Here is a 13,236-nt window from a genome sequence, read left to right as displayed (position 1 = left end):
GGCTGCTCTCTTTTAAAACCAGGTGGCCTTAGGCCATCTGTGCATTCATCACAGTCTCGCCACCTTCGCTCGCCAGTTGCATCAGATCCTTGTCCACCAGGAACAGCGCCTTGCCATCCTCGCCCACCAGGCGGATCTTGTCGACAATCGACTTGAACAGCTTCTCTTCTTCGTGCTGCTCGGCCACATACCACTGCAGGAAGTTGAAAGTGGAATAGTCTTGAGTCGTGAAGGCTGTATGAGCCAAGGCATTGATCTTGCTGGTGATCAGCTGCTCGTGCTCGTAAGTGTACTCGAACAGGGACAACAGGGATTCAAAATTGGCCTTGGGAGCTTCAATGGCGCCCAGCAGAGGCATGCCGCCGGTTTCACTGACATAGGTGAACAGACGACGCATATGCTGCATCTCTTCATCGGCGTGATCCCGCAGGAACTTGGCCGCACCTTCAAAGCCTTTGTCTTCACACCAGGCGCTCATCTGCAGATACAGGTTAGAGGAGAAAAACTCCATATTGATCTGCTCGTTCAACTTATCAATCATGGCTTGTGCCAACATATCCTTGCCTCTCGTTTCTGGTATCTGTTTCATGGGCGCTATTGTTATCAAGGGGCACAACAAATGCAAGAATCTTTACCTAACGCAATGATTTATAATGAAAACACTTTTCATTTAACTTGAATTATCATTTGTTATTTGCCGCAATCCGCTGACTGTAAAAGGAAAAGCCTGCGCCCAGGGCACGAAAACTGGCATGCAGATCATAGTCATCCACTTTCAGCGTGGCATAATAGCCAACCAGGTTCAGTAATAGCTCAAATAAGGTTGCTCTATGTCCAAGCCGCAAGACGTCTGTGCCCATCCAGGGCTGATGCACCCGGATCTCGCTCTGCCCCTGCTACTCGAGCAGGTCACCCCGTTGGAAGATACCGAAACCGTGCAACTGTCGGATTCTCTGGGACGGGTACTGGCAGAAGACTTGGCCAGCAGCATAGACCTGCCGCCGTTCGATAACTCGGCGATGGACGGCTACGCCTATCGTTATGCCGACTTACCCGAGAAGGCCAGCCTGAAATTACTGGGCAGTTCCTTTGCAGGCCATCCCTTTGAAGGCCAGTATCAGCCAGGCGGCTGTGTCCGCATCATGACTGGCGCTCCTGTGCCTGCGGGTTTCGACACAGTGCAAATGCAGGAGAAAACCGAGGCCAATGGCGAGCTGATCACCATAGAACCTTGCAAGCAGGCCGGAGACAACGTGCGTGGCCGCGGCGAAGAGCTGCTGGCCGGCACCAAGGTCCTCAGGGCCGGCACTCTGATAGGTGCCGCCGAAATGGGGGTGATGGCCACCATAGGTATCAGCAGCCTTAGAGTGATCCGCAAGGTTAAAATCGCTTTCTTCTCCACCGGTGATGAATTGCGCCCTGTGGGTTCAGAGTTGGCTCCCGGCCAGATCTACGACTCCAACCGCTACTCGATTCAGGGCCTGCTCAGCCGCGCCGGTGTTGAGTGGCAGGATCTCGGCGTTATTGCAGATGATCCTGAGGCTATCCGTCAGGCATTTCGCAACGCCTCGGCCAGCGCCGATATGGTGATCACCTCAGGGGGGGTCTCGGTCGGTGAGGCCGACTTCACCAAGCAGATCCTCGATGAGGAAGGCAAAATAAGCTTCTGGAAACTGGCGATCAAGCCGGGCAAACCCTTTGCCCTCGGCCATATAGGCAAGGCGGTGTTCTGTGGTCTGCCGGGCAACCCGGTTTCATCCATGGTGACCTTCTACAAGCTGGTGTGGCCTTTGCTGCATAAACTGCAGGGGCTGCCACAACCAACCCCGCTACTACTGGATGCCAAATTGACCGCCCCCATACGTAAACAGCCAGGACGGGTGGAATACCAGCGCGGTATTCTGAGCCGCAACCAGGACGGGGAACTGGAAGTGGCGGTAACCGGCTCACAGGGTTCGGGCATGCTGACCTCCATGAGCCTGGCCAACTGTTTTATTATTCTGGAGCAGATGCAGGGCGACACCCCGGCGGGCACCAGAGTCACGGTAGAACCCTTTAACAGCGTGCTGTGCTGAGGCCGATATGAGCGACGAGATACTCACAGATGCCGAGATGCTGCGCTACAGCCGGCAGATCTCCATCAAGGCGATGGACATTGAAGGCCAGGAGAAGCTCAAACAGGCCAAGGTGCTGATGATAGGTGCCGGTGGCCTAGGCTGCGCTGCCGGTCAGTATCTGACGGTTGCCGGGGTCGGCAAGTTGACCCTGGTGGACTTCGACAGTGTCGAACTGTCCAACCTGCAGCGCCAGGTACTGCACCAGGATGGCAATATAGGCCAGCCCAAAGTGGAATCGGCCAAAGAGAGCCTGGGTGCGCTCAATCCCCATGTTCAGATAGAAACCATCAATGGGGTGTTGGATGATCCCGAAGTGGATCAACTGGTTGCCGAGCACCATTTGGTGCTGGACTGCACCGACAATGTTGCGGTGCGCGAACAGCTCAATCGCAGCTGTTTTCGGCATAAGGTGCCCTTGGTGTCTGCCGCCGCTATCCGTATGGAAGGGGTGATCTCCGTCTTCGGCTATCAGCAACAGATGCCTTGTTATCACTGTTTCAGCAGTCTGTTCGGCGAGCAGCAACTCAGCTGTGTCGAGTCGGGTATTCTGGCGCCGGTCGTCGGTATGATGGGCTGCCTGCAAGCGGTGGAAGCCATCAAGGTGATAAGTGGTATCGGTAAGCCGCTCTATGGTCGTTTGCTGATGGTCGATGCCATGACCATGGAGTTTCGCGAGATGAAGCTGCCGCAAACCCCCAACTGCCCCGTCTGCGGTTGAGGCTGCAATAACAAGAGGCTGCCTGGACAGCCTCTTTGATTTTCAGCATTTTTTTACTTGGCGTTCAGCCAGTCAGACTCAGGCAATACCCTGTCGACAATCCGGATCTCGGCAATATCACCGCGGAACAGATCTGCCACCTCACCGTCCCAACTGGAGGCGCCCACCATCCATTCGCCGCCGGGAATACTCACCAGCCCATGCTGCTCGGCTTCGGCGGTACGCATTACCCTGGAGTTGTCCACATACATGGTGGCGTATTGGCCGTCGTTGACTATGGCCACGTGATACCAATAATCCCTGTCCACTTCCCATGACCAGTTGCTGGGCCCCACGCCATTGCTGGAGGTGGAGATCCACTGGAACTCCTTGAGACTGGAGGCGGTCAACGCCAGCGAAGGATCGCCGCCGCCACAATCCAGCTTATGGTGTTCACACACCTGGCTCTGGCTGGGTTTATGGGCAAAGACGGCGCCCCAGGCATTTTCCAATGCCTGCCACTCTGGTGCCAGACGCACTATCATCTCTATGGTGTACTGCGGCAGAACACCCGCCTGGCCATCGGCAGAAACCAACGTTGGTGCCTGGCTGGAGAGGTAATAGCCGCCCTGGGTGTTGCCGCCCTTGAAACGAGCCGCCCCAGTGGCGTGGCCGAAGCCAGGAGCTTCACCGAGCAGTTCAAACAATTGCTCCTGAGTGCCACTGCTGCCCGCCTTAGCCTTGAGGCTCAAGGTATTGCCGCGCCCGGAAAGATCCATAAACTGCACCTTGGTCGGGTCTGTACTGGTTAACTTATGCTCGGCATCGAATATCCAGTAGGCAAGTGTTCCTTCAAGCTTACCCGGGCCTTCGGTTTCCACTTCCTGATTCAGCTTGGCAAAACGCTTTTCAAAGTCCAGGGGCTGTTCAAACTCCCAGCGTTGCAACACATCCTGCGGCTGCCTCTCTGCCTCCGGGATGGCCGCTACCCAAGGTGAGAATGAACGAAACTGCAACCGCTTATTGGCTTCATCGAAACTCACCAGTTGCAGCATACCGTTGCCACCCCAGAATCCCGATTGATAGTCCACCAAGACCATGACCACATCGCGGCCATAGCGGTTCTTGGCCACCATCTTGGCCTCACCATGGTGATGGCCGTTAAAGGTGAGGAAGATCTGGTCATTGTCTTTGATCAACTTGTCCCACAGCATGGCGCCATTGTCGGTAAATATGGCGTTGTTGCCATCATCGGCCACATTCAACAGCTGATGGGTGGTGAGTATGGTCGGTGTTTCCGGGTGGGCATCCAATACCGACTGTGCCCAGGCTATGCTGGCCGCCGAGGTACGCCAGTCGAGCGCCAGCAACAGATACTCGCGCTCACCGCCCTTGAAGAGGTGATAACTGTTGAAGCCGGTGGCATCTGTCCCCTGGAAACTGGCAAAGTTGTTTTGCTGCAAAGACGCCGGGAAATGCTTGAGGAAAGGCTCTGCCGCCAAAGTCCTGTCGCTGTCGAAGTTGCTATTGATATCGACCCCGGACTGACGGTAAGCCAGCACATCATGGTTGCCCGCCAATATGCTGTATGGGGTTGCTGGATTGGCTTCCAAAATGCTCATGGCCGCGCGGGCATTGAGCCATTCCTGCTCAGAGTCAGGCAGGTCGACCACGTCCCCCAGATGCGCCGTGAAGACGATATTTTGTTGCTTGTAGTTATCGGCAATCCACTGAGTTTGAGCGTTGTAGCGCTCGGGATTATAGCGGGAGTACTTTTGGGTATCTGGCATGACCACCAGAGTGTAACTCTCGGCTGCGGCGTGAGTGCCACTGTCGTTATCTGAGTTACACCCCGTCAGGCCAAGCACGGCACCCAGAACCAGTGCTCCAATTGAGTGTCGCATGATATCTCTCCAGTTCAGGCTAGTAAGAAAGTCTGGATTTAAACAAGGGCAGATGAAGCAAAATAAACACTTTTATTTCAAAATCATTAAGTTACAAATCATTATCAAAACACACAGGCGGACAACATAAGTCTCTGTTACAACAAGCGCTTGATGGTTGGAAGATGTCGCACAGGGTTTTGGGCGATAGCGCCTTGTTGAGCTTGGGGTTTTTCTATATCGTGTGGCGCTTTAATCTTGCCTGAAATCTGCAAAAAGGAAATTTCCCGCTATGGACAACAGCCTGCGACGCAACTACGGCACCGATAAGGGCCTGATCAGTGCCGGCAAATACAACCTGGTCATCGGCCTGACCCTGATCTGGGGTTTTGTGGTCAACTATCTGATGGTGCTGAATATCGACCCCGAAATCATCGCCACTATTCCAATCTGGTTGTTCTTTATCGGCTACTTTGGCTGCTGTATGGCGGGTATCTATCTGTTCCAGTCATCGGACAAGCCTGCGGTCAGCTTTCTCGGTTACAACCTGGTTGTTGTTCCCTTCGGCCTGATAATTAACCTGGTCGTCAGCGGCTATGACCCGACGCTGGTGTTGGAGGCGCTGCGGATAACGACTATCGTGACTCTGGCGATGATGATATTGGGTACCCTGTTTCCCGCCTTCTTTGCCCGCATAGCCGGCGCCCTGACCATAGCCCTGCTATTGGTGATCATTGTCGAACTGGTGGAGCTGTTTATCTTCAAGACCCATCACGGCATTCTCGACTGGATAGTGGTATTGATCTTCTGTGGCTACATTGGCTATGACTGGGGCCAGGCCAACGCCAAGGAAAAGACGGTCGACAACGCCATCGACAGCGCCGCGGCGCTTTATATGGATATCATCAACCTATTCCTGCGGATCCTGAGCATTCTGGGAAGAAGGAATTAACCCATGCGTTTACTCTTGCTGTTGCTGCTCCCTATGGCTTTTTCCTCTCTGAGCGCTGCCGAGTGCAGCACTCAGGCTCTGGCCAAGGCCAGGAGTGATTTCCAGCAAGGTTATGCCAAAGGTGAGTATCAACAGGCAACGGCAGCGCTCGCTGCCTTTCATCAAGAATGTGGCTATGAGTTGTTCCCCCAAATCAAAGGTGCAACCGAGCCGGCCATCGAAGATGTTCGCCGCTACTACTGGCTGATAAGCGATCTCTTGCTGGGTCTGTCCCGCAGTGGTCAACTCAACGAGTGCATAGCTCTGGCCGAATATGAAGAACTCAATTGGGGCAGCCACTTTTATCGCCTCGGGGGTGAATCCGTGTTGGCGGCCCTGCAATACAACGCCGCCAACTGCAAGAGCAACAGAGAGCAAAAGCTCGGCAGTTTCAGTCAACAAACTTGCCCAATCGCAGGTGCTGCGGATGCGCTGGCTATTCCCTCAAGCTGGCAGATGGGCCAGGCCTGTTTGCGGCTGTTTCCGGGGCAAGCGGAAACCGAATTTGACGCCGGCGATCAGATATCGCCCTATGTCGAGCTGATAACCGCCACTGAACGCCACAAACTGGCTTTTGCCGACGGCAAGCTTGGCAGTGGCGATTTTTGCGGCTTCTCTACTCTGGCTCTGGGCCGCGATAAGCAATTACGCATTTCGGGAAGTGGCGGGTTCTGCTGGCAAGGCAGTGCGGCTTTTATGCTCGACTCTGTCTACCGCTTGCAGCAAGATAAACTGACCATCACAGACGAACTCTTCGTGCCGGTGCACTGAACCATGACAATCAAAGGAAGGATGCCAATGATAGATCACCTCAGCAGCTATGCCACAGATTACCCCAGGACACGCGACTTCTATCTCGAAACACTAAGCGCCTTGGGTTACCCCTTGGTGATGGAACTGGTGGCCGAGTGGAACAGCGAGTTTCCCAGCCAGCGTATGTGCGCCTTCGGACCGGACAACAAACCCGTGTTTTGGATCATTGAAACCAAGACGCCCCATACGCCGCGGCATATTGCCTTCACTGCCGCCGACCGCGATGCCGTCAACCGGTTTTATCAGCTGGCACTTGAGCATGGCGGTCAGTGCAACGGCCAACCTGGGCTGAGGCCTCATTACCACGCACACTACTTCGGTGCCTTTGTGTTGGATCCCGATGGCAACAATGTCGAAGCCGTATGCCATCAACCCCAGTAGGTATTTGAAATGAAGAAATTACTTTTATGCCTCTCCCTGTGTTTGTTGGCTCTGCCAGCGATCGCCTGCGATAGTTTTCGCCTCAAGGACGGAAAACTGCTGCATTGCGGCATGAGCCGCATAAAACTGCTGGAACTAGCAGGTTCCCCCATGGATAAATACACCCAGACACTTGGTGTCGACAGCGGCAGAGCCACCGCCGGCAAGACAGTAGAAGTATGGAGTTACCGATTGCAAGGCAGCATAGGGGCTAACAGTCACTCTGAGTAATGGTCAGGTGCAGAATATCGTATCCGAGCAACAGGATCGCCTCTGAGCTCATAACAAGTTTTCATAGGAGGTTCCCGCCATGACGGGATTGGAAACAGGAATACAACGACTGGTGGATGAGTTTATTACAGCCGGTCGTCCCAACGCGCGTCTGCAGCCACTGAATGAACGACGTCAGGGCTATGAAGCCAGTGTGGTGCTGGCGGGACCCGCCGCCGAAGTTTGCACCCAGGAGCTGGAGCTGGAAGGCATTCGCCTGCGACGTTACCTGCCGGACACCCCGGGGCCTTGGCCCACGCTTATCTACTTCCATGGCGGCTGCTTTGTGGCCGGAAGCTTTGTGACTCACGAGCAGCAGCTCAGCTATCTGGCCTGTCATGGCAAATCCCAGGTTATTGCCGTCGACTACCGCCTGGCACCGGAACACTGCTATCCGGCAGCACACGACGATGCGCTCAAGGCCACCCAGGCTATACTGGCCCAGGCGGCGCAGCTACAGCTGGATCCGGATAGCGTCACTCTGGGCGGCGACAGTGCCGGCGGCCATCTGGCGCTGGTCACCTGCCTGCGCCTGAAACAACTGGGCTGGCAGCCGAAACGGCAGTTGCTTATCTACCCCATGTTGGATGCCACCGCTGCCATGGCGAGCTACCGCAGCAACGGCGACGACTTTATTATCACCCGCGATGCCTTGCTCAGCGGTTTTGAAGCCTATCAGCAAGGTTCTGGTGTCGACGCCAACCATCCTGAAATCAGCCCCCTGTATCGGGAGGATTTTCAGGGCTTGTGTCAGACTCACATTATTACCGCCGAATTTGATCCGCTGCGGGATGAGGGAGAAGCCCTGTATCGCAAGCTGGTAGCCGCCGGTGTCGATGCCCGAGCCTGCCGCTTTCAGGGCGTGATCCATGGTTTCTTCCAATTGGCCGATATCAGCTCGGCCGCGCGCGAGTGTCTGGCCCAACTGGCGGCCATTCTGCGTCGAGACAGTGAAGAAGCTGCATGACAAGCGGCTCGGATGTGACTCAGTGGCAAGCGCTGGCTGACGGCTACCCCCAGGTAAAATCCATCAGCCGTCCTTTCGAGGGCGGTGCGCTTTCCTGCCTGATAAGCCGGCATCAGGTGCCGGCTCTGCTTGACCTGCTACGCCGCTATTTACAACAACATGGCATGGAGATAGAACAGCTGGGAGAAGGCCTGCCTGACTATCTAGTGCTGGCGCAGCAGTTGCAGTGTCAGGGCGATAACTTCGAGACCGAGTTTCAGGCACCGATAAAGCTCTATCTGCAACTGACCGCCGACTTTGGTGGTTACCTTCTGTGCCTGCAATCTGATCACAGCGAGCTTCTGGCGCAAGTCCAACAGCTGGCACCGACTCCGCCCATGCCTTGGGAGAGCTTTCCCGAACTGGATCCCGATACCCTGGGTGGCCTCCAGGGCTCTCTGGCCTTTTGGCAAGACTACCTCTGGGGACCATATTGGCAGTGGCTTAGGCGCAGCGGCATTCCCAAACTGGGTGATGGCGAACTGGCACGGCGCTGGGAGGAATACAGTCACTGGCACAACGGCGAGCCGGAACTGGCTGCGGAGCAAATATAATGAAGCTGGAGCTGGCAAATACCGCAGACATCACACTCACTGAACCTGAGTGGGCCTTACTCTTGCTGGCCGACCCAAGCCGCGAAGCCGTGCAGGCTTACCTGAGAGACTGTCTGCTGCTCAGAGCCCTGGATACTGAAGACCGTCTGCTTGGGCTGGCACTGCTGCAACTGACACCGGCGTCCACACAGATTCAGGCTGAGGTAAAAAACCTCGCCGTTCATCCGGATCACCAAGGCCAGGGAATAGGTAAATGGCTATTGCAACAGTGTCAGACGCTGAGCCGGGAAAAGGGACTGGATAGCCTTTGGATAGCCACGGGCAACTCCAGCCTGGCGCAGCTTGGCCTCTATCAGAAGTGCGGTTTTCGTATCAAAGGTATTGTTCCGGACTTCTTTGCCGCTTACCCTGAGCCGATAGTGGAAAACGGTATTCTCTGTCTGGATCTGCTGCTGTTGGCTTGTCCACTGGCAGAGATCTAACCCAAGAAAGAACATCCAGTGGAATTATTCCAGGGACAACCATTTACAAGGAGAGTTGCCATGGCCTTCAGTGACCGGGAAAAACAGCAGATGTGCGATCTCAAGGGGGTAGGAGCCACAGTCGTTGGTCGCCTTGAGCAGCTGGGATTCAGTCAGCTGTCGCAGCTGGCCGATGAATCCGCTAGCGATATCACCCGCGCCATAGCCCAGTTGATGGGCTCGAGCTGCTGGCACAATAGTCCCCAGGCCCGCGCGGCTATCAATGCCATCATAGAGTTGGCCCAACGACAGCGTGACCTAAGACCATGAAGAAACGTTATGGCTTTATCCTGCTGCTACTGTTGATCTTTGCCGGTGCCCTGATCCCGGAAAACCCACAGGTGCCGGTTCACCAGGCCAGCGCCAAAGACTGGCATAAAGACAGTTTCTGGTACTACCCCTGGGGCACCTCCGGGGTACACAAGGGAATAGACATCTTCGCTGCCCGCGGCACTCAAGTGCAGGCCCCGACGCCCATGCTGCGCCTCTATCAAGGGGAGTGGCGTCTCGGCGGCAAGGTGGTGCTGGCCTTGGGTCCAGGCTGGAAGTTGCATTATTTTGCCCATCTGGACAGCCTGGAGCCGAACGGTTTTTATCTACCTCAGGGCAGCAAACTGGGCACGGTCGGCGACTCGGGCAATGCCAAAGGCAAGCCGCCCCATCTGCACTACAGCATAGTCAGCCTCATGCCCATGCCTTGGTTGATGGATGATGCGCCCCAGGGATACAAGAAGGCGTTTTATCTCAATCCTGTGACCTATCTGGCGCCCCGCTGAGTGCCTGCTGCCTGAGCCATTCGAGAAACACCCTGACTCTGTGGCTCTGCTCACGGCCGGGAGCCGGCAGCAGCCGATAACTGAGTCCAGGCAACACCTTGCCCGGCAAGCAAGGTTTCAACCAACCCCGCTCCACCAAAGAGGCCACCAGCACAGAACTGGCAAGTGCCAAGCCTTCACCGGCCAGAGCTGCCTGCACGAGGTGATCCTCCTGGGTAAACTCCAGCATTCTGGCACCTTTGAACTCGTGATAGGTCTGTTGCCATTGCTGCCAATCGAGCCCGTCGAGAGCCGGGTTCTGCCAGCGGGTCTGCAACAGCGTCACCTGAGGTTGCTTGCTCTTGAGATAACCGGGACTGGCGTAAATGCCGAACGTCTCACTGAACAGCACCTCTTCGCCTTCTGCCGCTTTGCCGTAGCGTATGCAGAGATCTGTCTCACCCAGAGGGTCGCTAGGCTGCAGCCCTTCATCGCTGCTGACCGACACCCGAATATCGGGGAAACGCTGCTGAAAGTCCGGCAATCGCTGCGCCAGCCATAGGGCGGCAAAACCATGGGTGGTGGAAACTCTCAGCTGGTTTGGTGTCACTCCCAAACGTTCAATCCCCTGAGCTATGCCGAGCAAGGCCTGGCGACAGGATTCTGCCAACTCTGCTCCGGCCGGTGTCAGTGATACCGCCCGGGTCTGGCGGATAAAAAGGCGGGTGTCCAGCTGAGTCTCGAGATTTCTTATCTGATGGGAAACCGCGGTCGGAGTCAGGCTCAACTCCTCCGCAGCCAGCTTGAAGCTCAGATGCCTGGCGGCGGCTTCGAACACTCTCAAGTTATTCAGTGTGGGTAAATGGGCAAACATTGCGATCAAATAAGTGAATTTTACTCATCTATAAGTGAGAAATGACCCTTTGTCAACTCGAGCGGTATTCCAGATAGTTATGCCCTGAGCAAACAAACGGAGAAAGTGATGAAAACCCTTTTAAGAATCGATGCCAGCGCGAGAAGAACCGACAATGGCAAACCCAGCTATAATTCGATTTCCAAGTCGTTGGCGCAGCTATTCTGCGATCACTGGCAAGCCCAAAATAACCTATCAGAATTCATCTATCGTGATCTGGGTGACCAAGCACCGCCGGCCATCACCCAAGATTGGATTGCCGCCGTATTCACTCCGGAGGAACACCAAAGTACAGAGCAGCAACGGCTGCTGGCACTGTCGGACTGCCTTATCGATGAGCTGCAGCGGGCCGATATCATTCTGATCTCAACGCCCATGTACAACTATGGCATGCCGGCGGCACTCAAGGCCTGGTTTGATCAGGTCATACGCATCAACCGCACATTCAGCTTCGACTTAAAGCGCGGCGATTTTCCGCTGCGGCCGATACTCAGCGGCAAAAAACTGGTTTTGGTTTACTCCTGCGGCGAGTTTGGCTTTGGCGAAGAGGGGATCCGCGCCGGAATGAATCACCTGGGTCCCCATATCAAGACCCTGAGCCACTATCTGGGGGTGGAGCAGTTTTATGAAGTGCGCAGCGAATATCAGGAGTTTGCCGACGAGCGCCATCAGGCTTCCGTCGCAGCAGCCGGAGCCTCGCTGACAGAGTTGGCCCAAATGCTCTAGCCATTCATAAGTGTAAATAACCTTTCATCGACCGGCGAAGATGCTAGGCTCTCCCGTCTTGAAAGCCCACCTCTATTGCAAGGGCAAAAGATGATTTGGAGGGAGAATTGAAGATGCCGCGGATACTTAACCCTGTGATTGGCTTGCTGGCCCTGTTGGCAAGCGGCATGGCTCTGGCCAAGGACTCACAACCACTGCAACTCGAGCTGCGTTATTGCCAATGTGCTGCTCCTTTGGAAACACAGGAACTCAGCCGGGAGTTCCTGGCCAAGTCACAGCTGCTGACAGTAACCCTGTTGCCTGATGAAGATGCAGGCAAGGTCACAGATAAAGAGTTCAGCTTGAGTTACCAACTCCAGGAGATAGAGAGCGGTGTCTGGCAGCTTAACTATACTGCCGACTTTCATCATAACAGCAGCCACTACAGCAGTCAGAGTCAAGTCAGGCTGCCGCAGGACAAGTGGCTAAAGCTGTTCGGTAATCAGAGCCAGGAAGGCGCAAGCATCAGGCATTTTAACCTGCTTGGCAGAATCGTGGCCGCTCAGTAACTGCGGCCACTTTACCGTCAAGCTCTCTGCGCTTGAAGCCGGTTGTTGATATCAGCTCTTGGTCACCACCCAGAGCGCATGCAGCAGCCCGGGGAACCAGAAGAACAGACAAAGAATGATATTGATCAGCAGGTCTTTACCGGCACCCGCTTTGAGAAATACCGCCACCGGCGGCAGTAAAATAGCGATGATGACGAGCAAGAGTTTGTTGGTATCCATGGTATGACTCCTGGCGAGGAATTAAAGGGGCAACCCGTTTAACTTGGCAGCATGACGCCCGGCTTGCAACCTTTTTTACCTTTGCCTCGAAGCGAGCCGACGTTTCGACCACGCCGGAATTCATTTGCGCTTGGGCCAGTCCAAAGTCCAAGGTTCCGCTAACGCTTGCATCTGACTCAACACTCCCGGCTGCAGAAAGGAGTCGCCCTGTGATGGCAAGCTCAGGTATCTAAGGGTTTGCCCCCGCCATTCAAACTCCAGCGCATAGGCATGCAGGTAACCACGGTCGGCATCAACAGCGCTGCCACCATAGAGAGTATCCCCCAGAATAGGCACCCCCAGACTGGAAAGTGCCACCCTCAGCTGATGGGTCTTGCCGCTGTGGGGTTTGAGCAGATACAGGCGCAGCCCTTCGGCAACCGACCAGGAAAAGAACTGGGTAACGGCAGGGTTGTCGGTGGAACGCAGCAGCTTATACTGACTGCGGCGGGACTTGGCCATATCACCTATGATCCAACCCTGCTTTTTGCTTGGTTTACCCTTGGCCAATGCCAAATAATATTTCTGCACCTTGTGTTCACTGAACATACGGGTAAATTCAGCTGCCGCTTCGGATGAACGGGCCAGCAGCAATAGGCCGGAGGTCAAGGTATCGAGTCTATGCACGGGATAGAGCTTGCAGCCCAGCTCCTGCTCGGCACTGGCCACCAAACCTGCCTCACCGTGCTGGCTGTGAAAATGAACCCCAGGACGCTTGTCCAGCAGGATAAAGTCGGGCTCTGTGGCTATCACTGAATACATGG

General features: G+C 55.2%; 18 protein-coding genes. 13 read left to right on the top strand and 5 right to left on the bottom strand.

Features of this window, described 5'->3' with window-relative positions:
- Positions 1-28 precede the first annotated feature (28 nt).
- Positions 29-556: a non-heme ferritin gene (gene ftnA, locus ON072_RS00860; RefSeq protein ID WP_028780740.1), complete on the bottom strand. Its 528-nt coding sequence runs from the start codon at positions 554-556 to the stop codon at positions 29-31.
- Between the two features lie 274 nt (positions 557-830).
- Between ftnA and moeA the strand changes: the two genes are divergently transcribed.
- Together moeA and moeB are read left to right on the top strand one after the other, a co-directional pair.
- Positions 831-2,075 carry a molybdopterin molybdotransferase MoeA gene (gene moeA, locus ON072_RS00855; protein ID WP_109247477.1) on the top strand — a complete coding sequence of 415 codons (1,245 nt, stop codon included), beginning with the start codon at positions 831-833 and terminating at the stop codon, positions 2,073-2,075.
- Between the two features lie 7 nt (positions 2,076-2,082).
- A complete protein-coding gene (moeB, locus tag ON072_RS00850) occupies positions 2,083-2,835 on the top strand; it encodes a molybdopterin-synthase adenylyltransferase MoeB (protein ID WP_071237350.1) in 753 nt (250 codons plus the stop codon).
- A 53-nt stretch (positions 2,836-2,888) separates the two neighbouring features.
- Here moeB and ON072_RS00845 read toward each other — a convergent pair whose 3' ends face one another.
- The gene (locus ON072_RS00845) at positions 2,889-4,718 is read right to left on the bottom strand and encodes a LamG-like jellyroll fold domain-containing protein (protein ID WP_123115354.1); all 1,830 of its coding nucleotides are present in this window, start codon (positions 4,716-4,718) and stop codon (positions 2,889-2,891) included.
- Between the two features lie 271 nt (positions 4,719-4,989).
- Here ON072_RS00845 and ON072_RS00840 point away from each other — a divergent pair, with 271 nt between their 5' ends.
- From ON072_RS00840 to ON072_RS00800, 9 genes are all read left to right on the top strand, one after another.
- Entirely contained in the window at positions 4,990-5,649 is a 660-nt protein-coding gene (locus ON072_RS00840) for a Bax inhibitor-1 family protein (RefSeq protein WP_028780736.1), read from the top strand.
- A 3-nt stretch (positions 5,650-5,652) separates the two neighbouring features.
- Positions 5,653-6,459, top strand: coding sequence for a hypothetical protein (locus ON072_RS00835; protein ID WP_208172828.1), 807 nt, complete (start codon positions 5,653-5,655; stop codon positions 6,457-6,459).
- A 27-nt stretch (positions 6,460-6,486) separates the two neighbouring features.
- Positions 6,487-6,882, top strand: a complete 396-nt coding sequence (locus ON072_RS00830; protein ID WP_071237347.1) for a VOC family protein — start codon at positions 6,487-6,489, stop codon at positions 6,880-6,882.
- 9 nt (positions 6,883-6,891) lie between these two features.
- Entirely contained in the window at positions 6,892-7,152 is a 261-nt protein-coding gene (locus ON072_RS00825) for a hypothetical protein (RefSeq protein ID WP_045283323.1), read from the top strand.
- Between the two features lie 79 nt (positions 7,153-7,231).
- Positions 7,232-8,158, top strand: coding sequence for an alpha/beta hydrolase (locus ON072_RS00820; protein WP_274625903.1), 927 nt, complete (start codon positions 7,232-7,234; stop codon positions 8,156-8,158).
- Complete coding sequence (locus ON072_RS00815) at positions 8,155-8,751, top strand: hypothetical protein (protein ID WP_261752858.1); 597 nt, start codon at positions 8,155-8,157, stop codon at positions 8,749-8,751. Before ON072_RS00820 ends, ON072_RS00815 begins: the two co-directional genes overlap by 4 nt.
- Entirely contained in the window at positions 8,751-9,233 is a 483-nt protein-coding gene (locus ON072_RS00810) for a GNAT family N-acetyltransferase (RefSeq protein ID WP_045283324.1), read from the top strand. Before ON072_RS00815 ends, ON072_RS00810 begins: the two co-directional genes overlap by 1 nt.
- Before the next feature lie 60 nt (positions 9,234-9,293).
- Positions 9,294-9,542 carry a helix-hairpin-helix domain-containing protein gene (locus tag ON072_RS00805; protein ID WP_261752859.1) on the top strand — a complete coding sequence of 83 codons (249 nt, stop codon included), beginning with the start codon at positions 9,294-9,296 and terminating at the stop codon, positions 9,540-9,542.
- Positions 9,539-10,048: a M23 family metallopeptidase gene (locus tag ON072_RS00800; RefSeq protein ID WP_045283325.1), complete on the top strand. Its 510-nt coding sequence runs from the start codon at positions 9,539-9,541 to the stop codon at positions 10,046-10,048. The genes ON072_RS00805 and ON072_RS00800 overlap by 4 nt, the downstream gene beginning before the upstream one ends.
- Here ON072_RS00800 and ON072_RS00795 read toward each other — a convergent pair.
- Entirely contained in the window at positions 10,017-10,901 is an 885-nt protein-coding gene (locus ON072_RS00795; RefSeq protein ID WP_144220762.1) for a LysR substrate-binding domain-containing protein, read from the bottom strand. The genes ON072_RS00800 and ON072_RS00795 overlap by 32 nt on opposite strands.
- 108 nt (positions 10,902-11,009) lie before the next feature.
- Between ON072_RS00795 and ON072_RS00790 the strand changes: the two genes are divergently transcribed.
- Both ON072_RS00790 and ON072_RS00785 read left to right on the top strand, forming a co-directional pair.
- Positions 11,010-11,666, top strand: coding sequence for an FMN-dependent NADH-azoreductase (locus ON072_RS00790; RefSeq protein WP_261752860.1), 657 nt, complete (start codon positions 11,010-11,012; stop codon positions 11,664-11,666).
- Positions 11,667-11,779: 113 nt separating this feature from the next.
- Positions 11,780-12,214, top strand: a complete 435-nt coding sequence (locus tag ON072_RS00785) for a hypothetical protein (protein WP_123115359.1) — start codon at positions 11,780-11,782, stop codon at positions 12,212-12,214.
- Between the two features lie 51 nt (positions 12,215-12,265).
- Here ON072_RS00785 and ON072_RS00780 read toward each other — a convergent pair whose 3' ends face one another.
- Positions 12,266-12,433 (bottom strand): YqaE/Pmp3 family membrane protein, encoded by a 168-nt coding sequence (locus ON072_RS00780; protein ID WP_044735493.1) that lies wholly within the window; start codon positions 12,431-12,433, stop codon positions 12,266-12,268.
- Between the two features lie 120 nt (positions 12,434-12,553).
- Complete coding sequence (locus ON072_RS00775) at positions 12,554-13,234, bottom strand: TIGR01621 family pseudouridine synthase (protein WP_261752861.1); 681 nt, start codon at positions 13,232-13,234, stop codon at positions 12,554-12,556.
- Positions 13,235-13,236: the final 2 nt, after the last annotated feature.

Source organism: Shewanella sp. K8 (assembly GCF_028823715.1).
Classification (GTDB): Bacteria; Pseudomonadota; Gammaproteobacteria; order Enterobacterales; family Shewanellaceae; genus Shewanella; species Shewanella algae.
The sequence above is the reverse complement of the archived record's forward strand: the minus strand, read 5'-3'. Positions and strand labels throughout refer to the sequence as shown.

What these genes read in the sequence shown, in the direction of transcription:
- ftnA (WP_028780740.1), bottom strand. Translation starts at nt 556, where the DNA reads ATGTTGGCACAAGCCATGATTGATAAGTTGAACGAGCAGATCAATATG.
- moeA (WP_109247477.1), top strand. Translation starts at nt 831, where the DNA reads ATGTCCAAGCCGCAAGACGTCTGTGCCCATCCAGGGCTGATGCACCCG.
- moeB (WP_071237350.1), top strand. Translation starts at nt 2,083, where the DNA reads ATGAGCGACGAGATACTCACAGATGCCGAGATGCTGCGCTACAGCCGG.
- ON072_RS00845 (WP_123115354.1), bottom strand. Translation starts at nt 4,718, where the DNA reads ATGCGACACTCAATTGGAGCACTGGTTCTGGGTGCCGTGCTTGGCCTG.
- ON072_RS00840 (WP_028780736.1), top strand. Translation starts at nt 4,990, where the DNA reads ATGGACAACAGCCTGCGACGCAACTACGGCACCGATAAGGGCCTGATC.
- ON072_RS00835 (WP_208172828.1), top strand. Translation starts at nt 5,653, where the DNA reads ATGCGTTTACTCTTGCTGTTGCTGCTCCCTATGGCTTTTTCCTCTCTG.
- ON072_RS00830 (WP_071237347.1), top strand. Translation starts at nt 6,487, where the DNA reads ATGATAGATCACCTCAGCAGCTATGCCACAGATTACCCCAGGACACGC.
- ON072_RS00825 (WP_045283323.1), top strand. Translation starts at nt 6,892, where the DNA reads ATGAAGAAATTACTTTTATGCCTCTCCCTGTGTTTGTTGGCTCTGCCA.
- ON072_RS00820 (WP_274625903.1), top strand. Translation starts at nt 7,232, where the DNA reads ATGACGGGATTGGAAACAGGAATACAACGACTGGTGGATGAGTTTATT.
- ON072_RS00815 (WP_261752858.1), top strand. Translation starts at nt 8,155, where the DNA reads ATGACAAGCGGCTCGGATGTGACTCAGTGGCAAGCGCTGGCTGACGGC.
- ON072_RS00810 (WP_045283324.1), top strand. Translation starts at nt 8,751, where the DNA reads ATGAAGCTGGAGCTGGCAAATACCGCAGACATCACACTCACTGAACCT.
- ON072_RS00805 (WP_261752859.1), top strand. Translation starts at nt 9,294, where the DNA reads ATGGCCTTCAGTGACCGGGAAAAACAGCAGATGTGCGATCTCAAGGGG.
- ON072_RS00800 (WP_045283325.1), top strand. Translation starts at nt 9,539, where the DNA reads ATGAAGAAACGTTATGGCTTTATCCTGCTGCTACTGTTGATCTTTGCC.
- ON072_RS00795 (WP_144220762.1), bottom strand. Translation starts at nt 10,901, where the DNA reads ATGTTTGCCCATTTACCCACACTGAATAACTTGAGAGTGTTCGAAGCC.
- ON072_RS00790 (WP_261752860.1), top strand. Translation starts at nt 11,010, where the DNA reads ATGAAAACCCTTTTAAGAATCGATGCCAGCGCGAGAAGAACCGACAAT.
- ON072_RS00785 (WP_123115359.1), top strand. Translation starts at nt 11,780, where the DNA reads ATGCCGCGGATACTTAACCCTGTGATTGGCTTGCTGGCCCTGTTGGCA.
- ON072_RS00780 (WP_044735493.1), bottom strand. Translation starts at nt 12,433, where the DNA reads ATGGATACCAACAAACTCTTGCTCGTCATCATCGCTATTTTACTGCCG.
- ON072_RS00775 (WP_261752861.1), bottom strand. Translation starts at nt 13,234, where the DNA reads ATGTATTCAGTGATAGCCACAGAGCCCGACTTTATCCTGCTGGACAAG.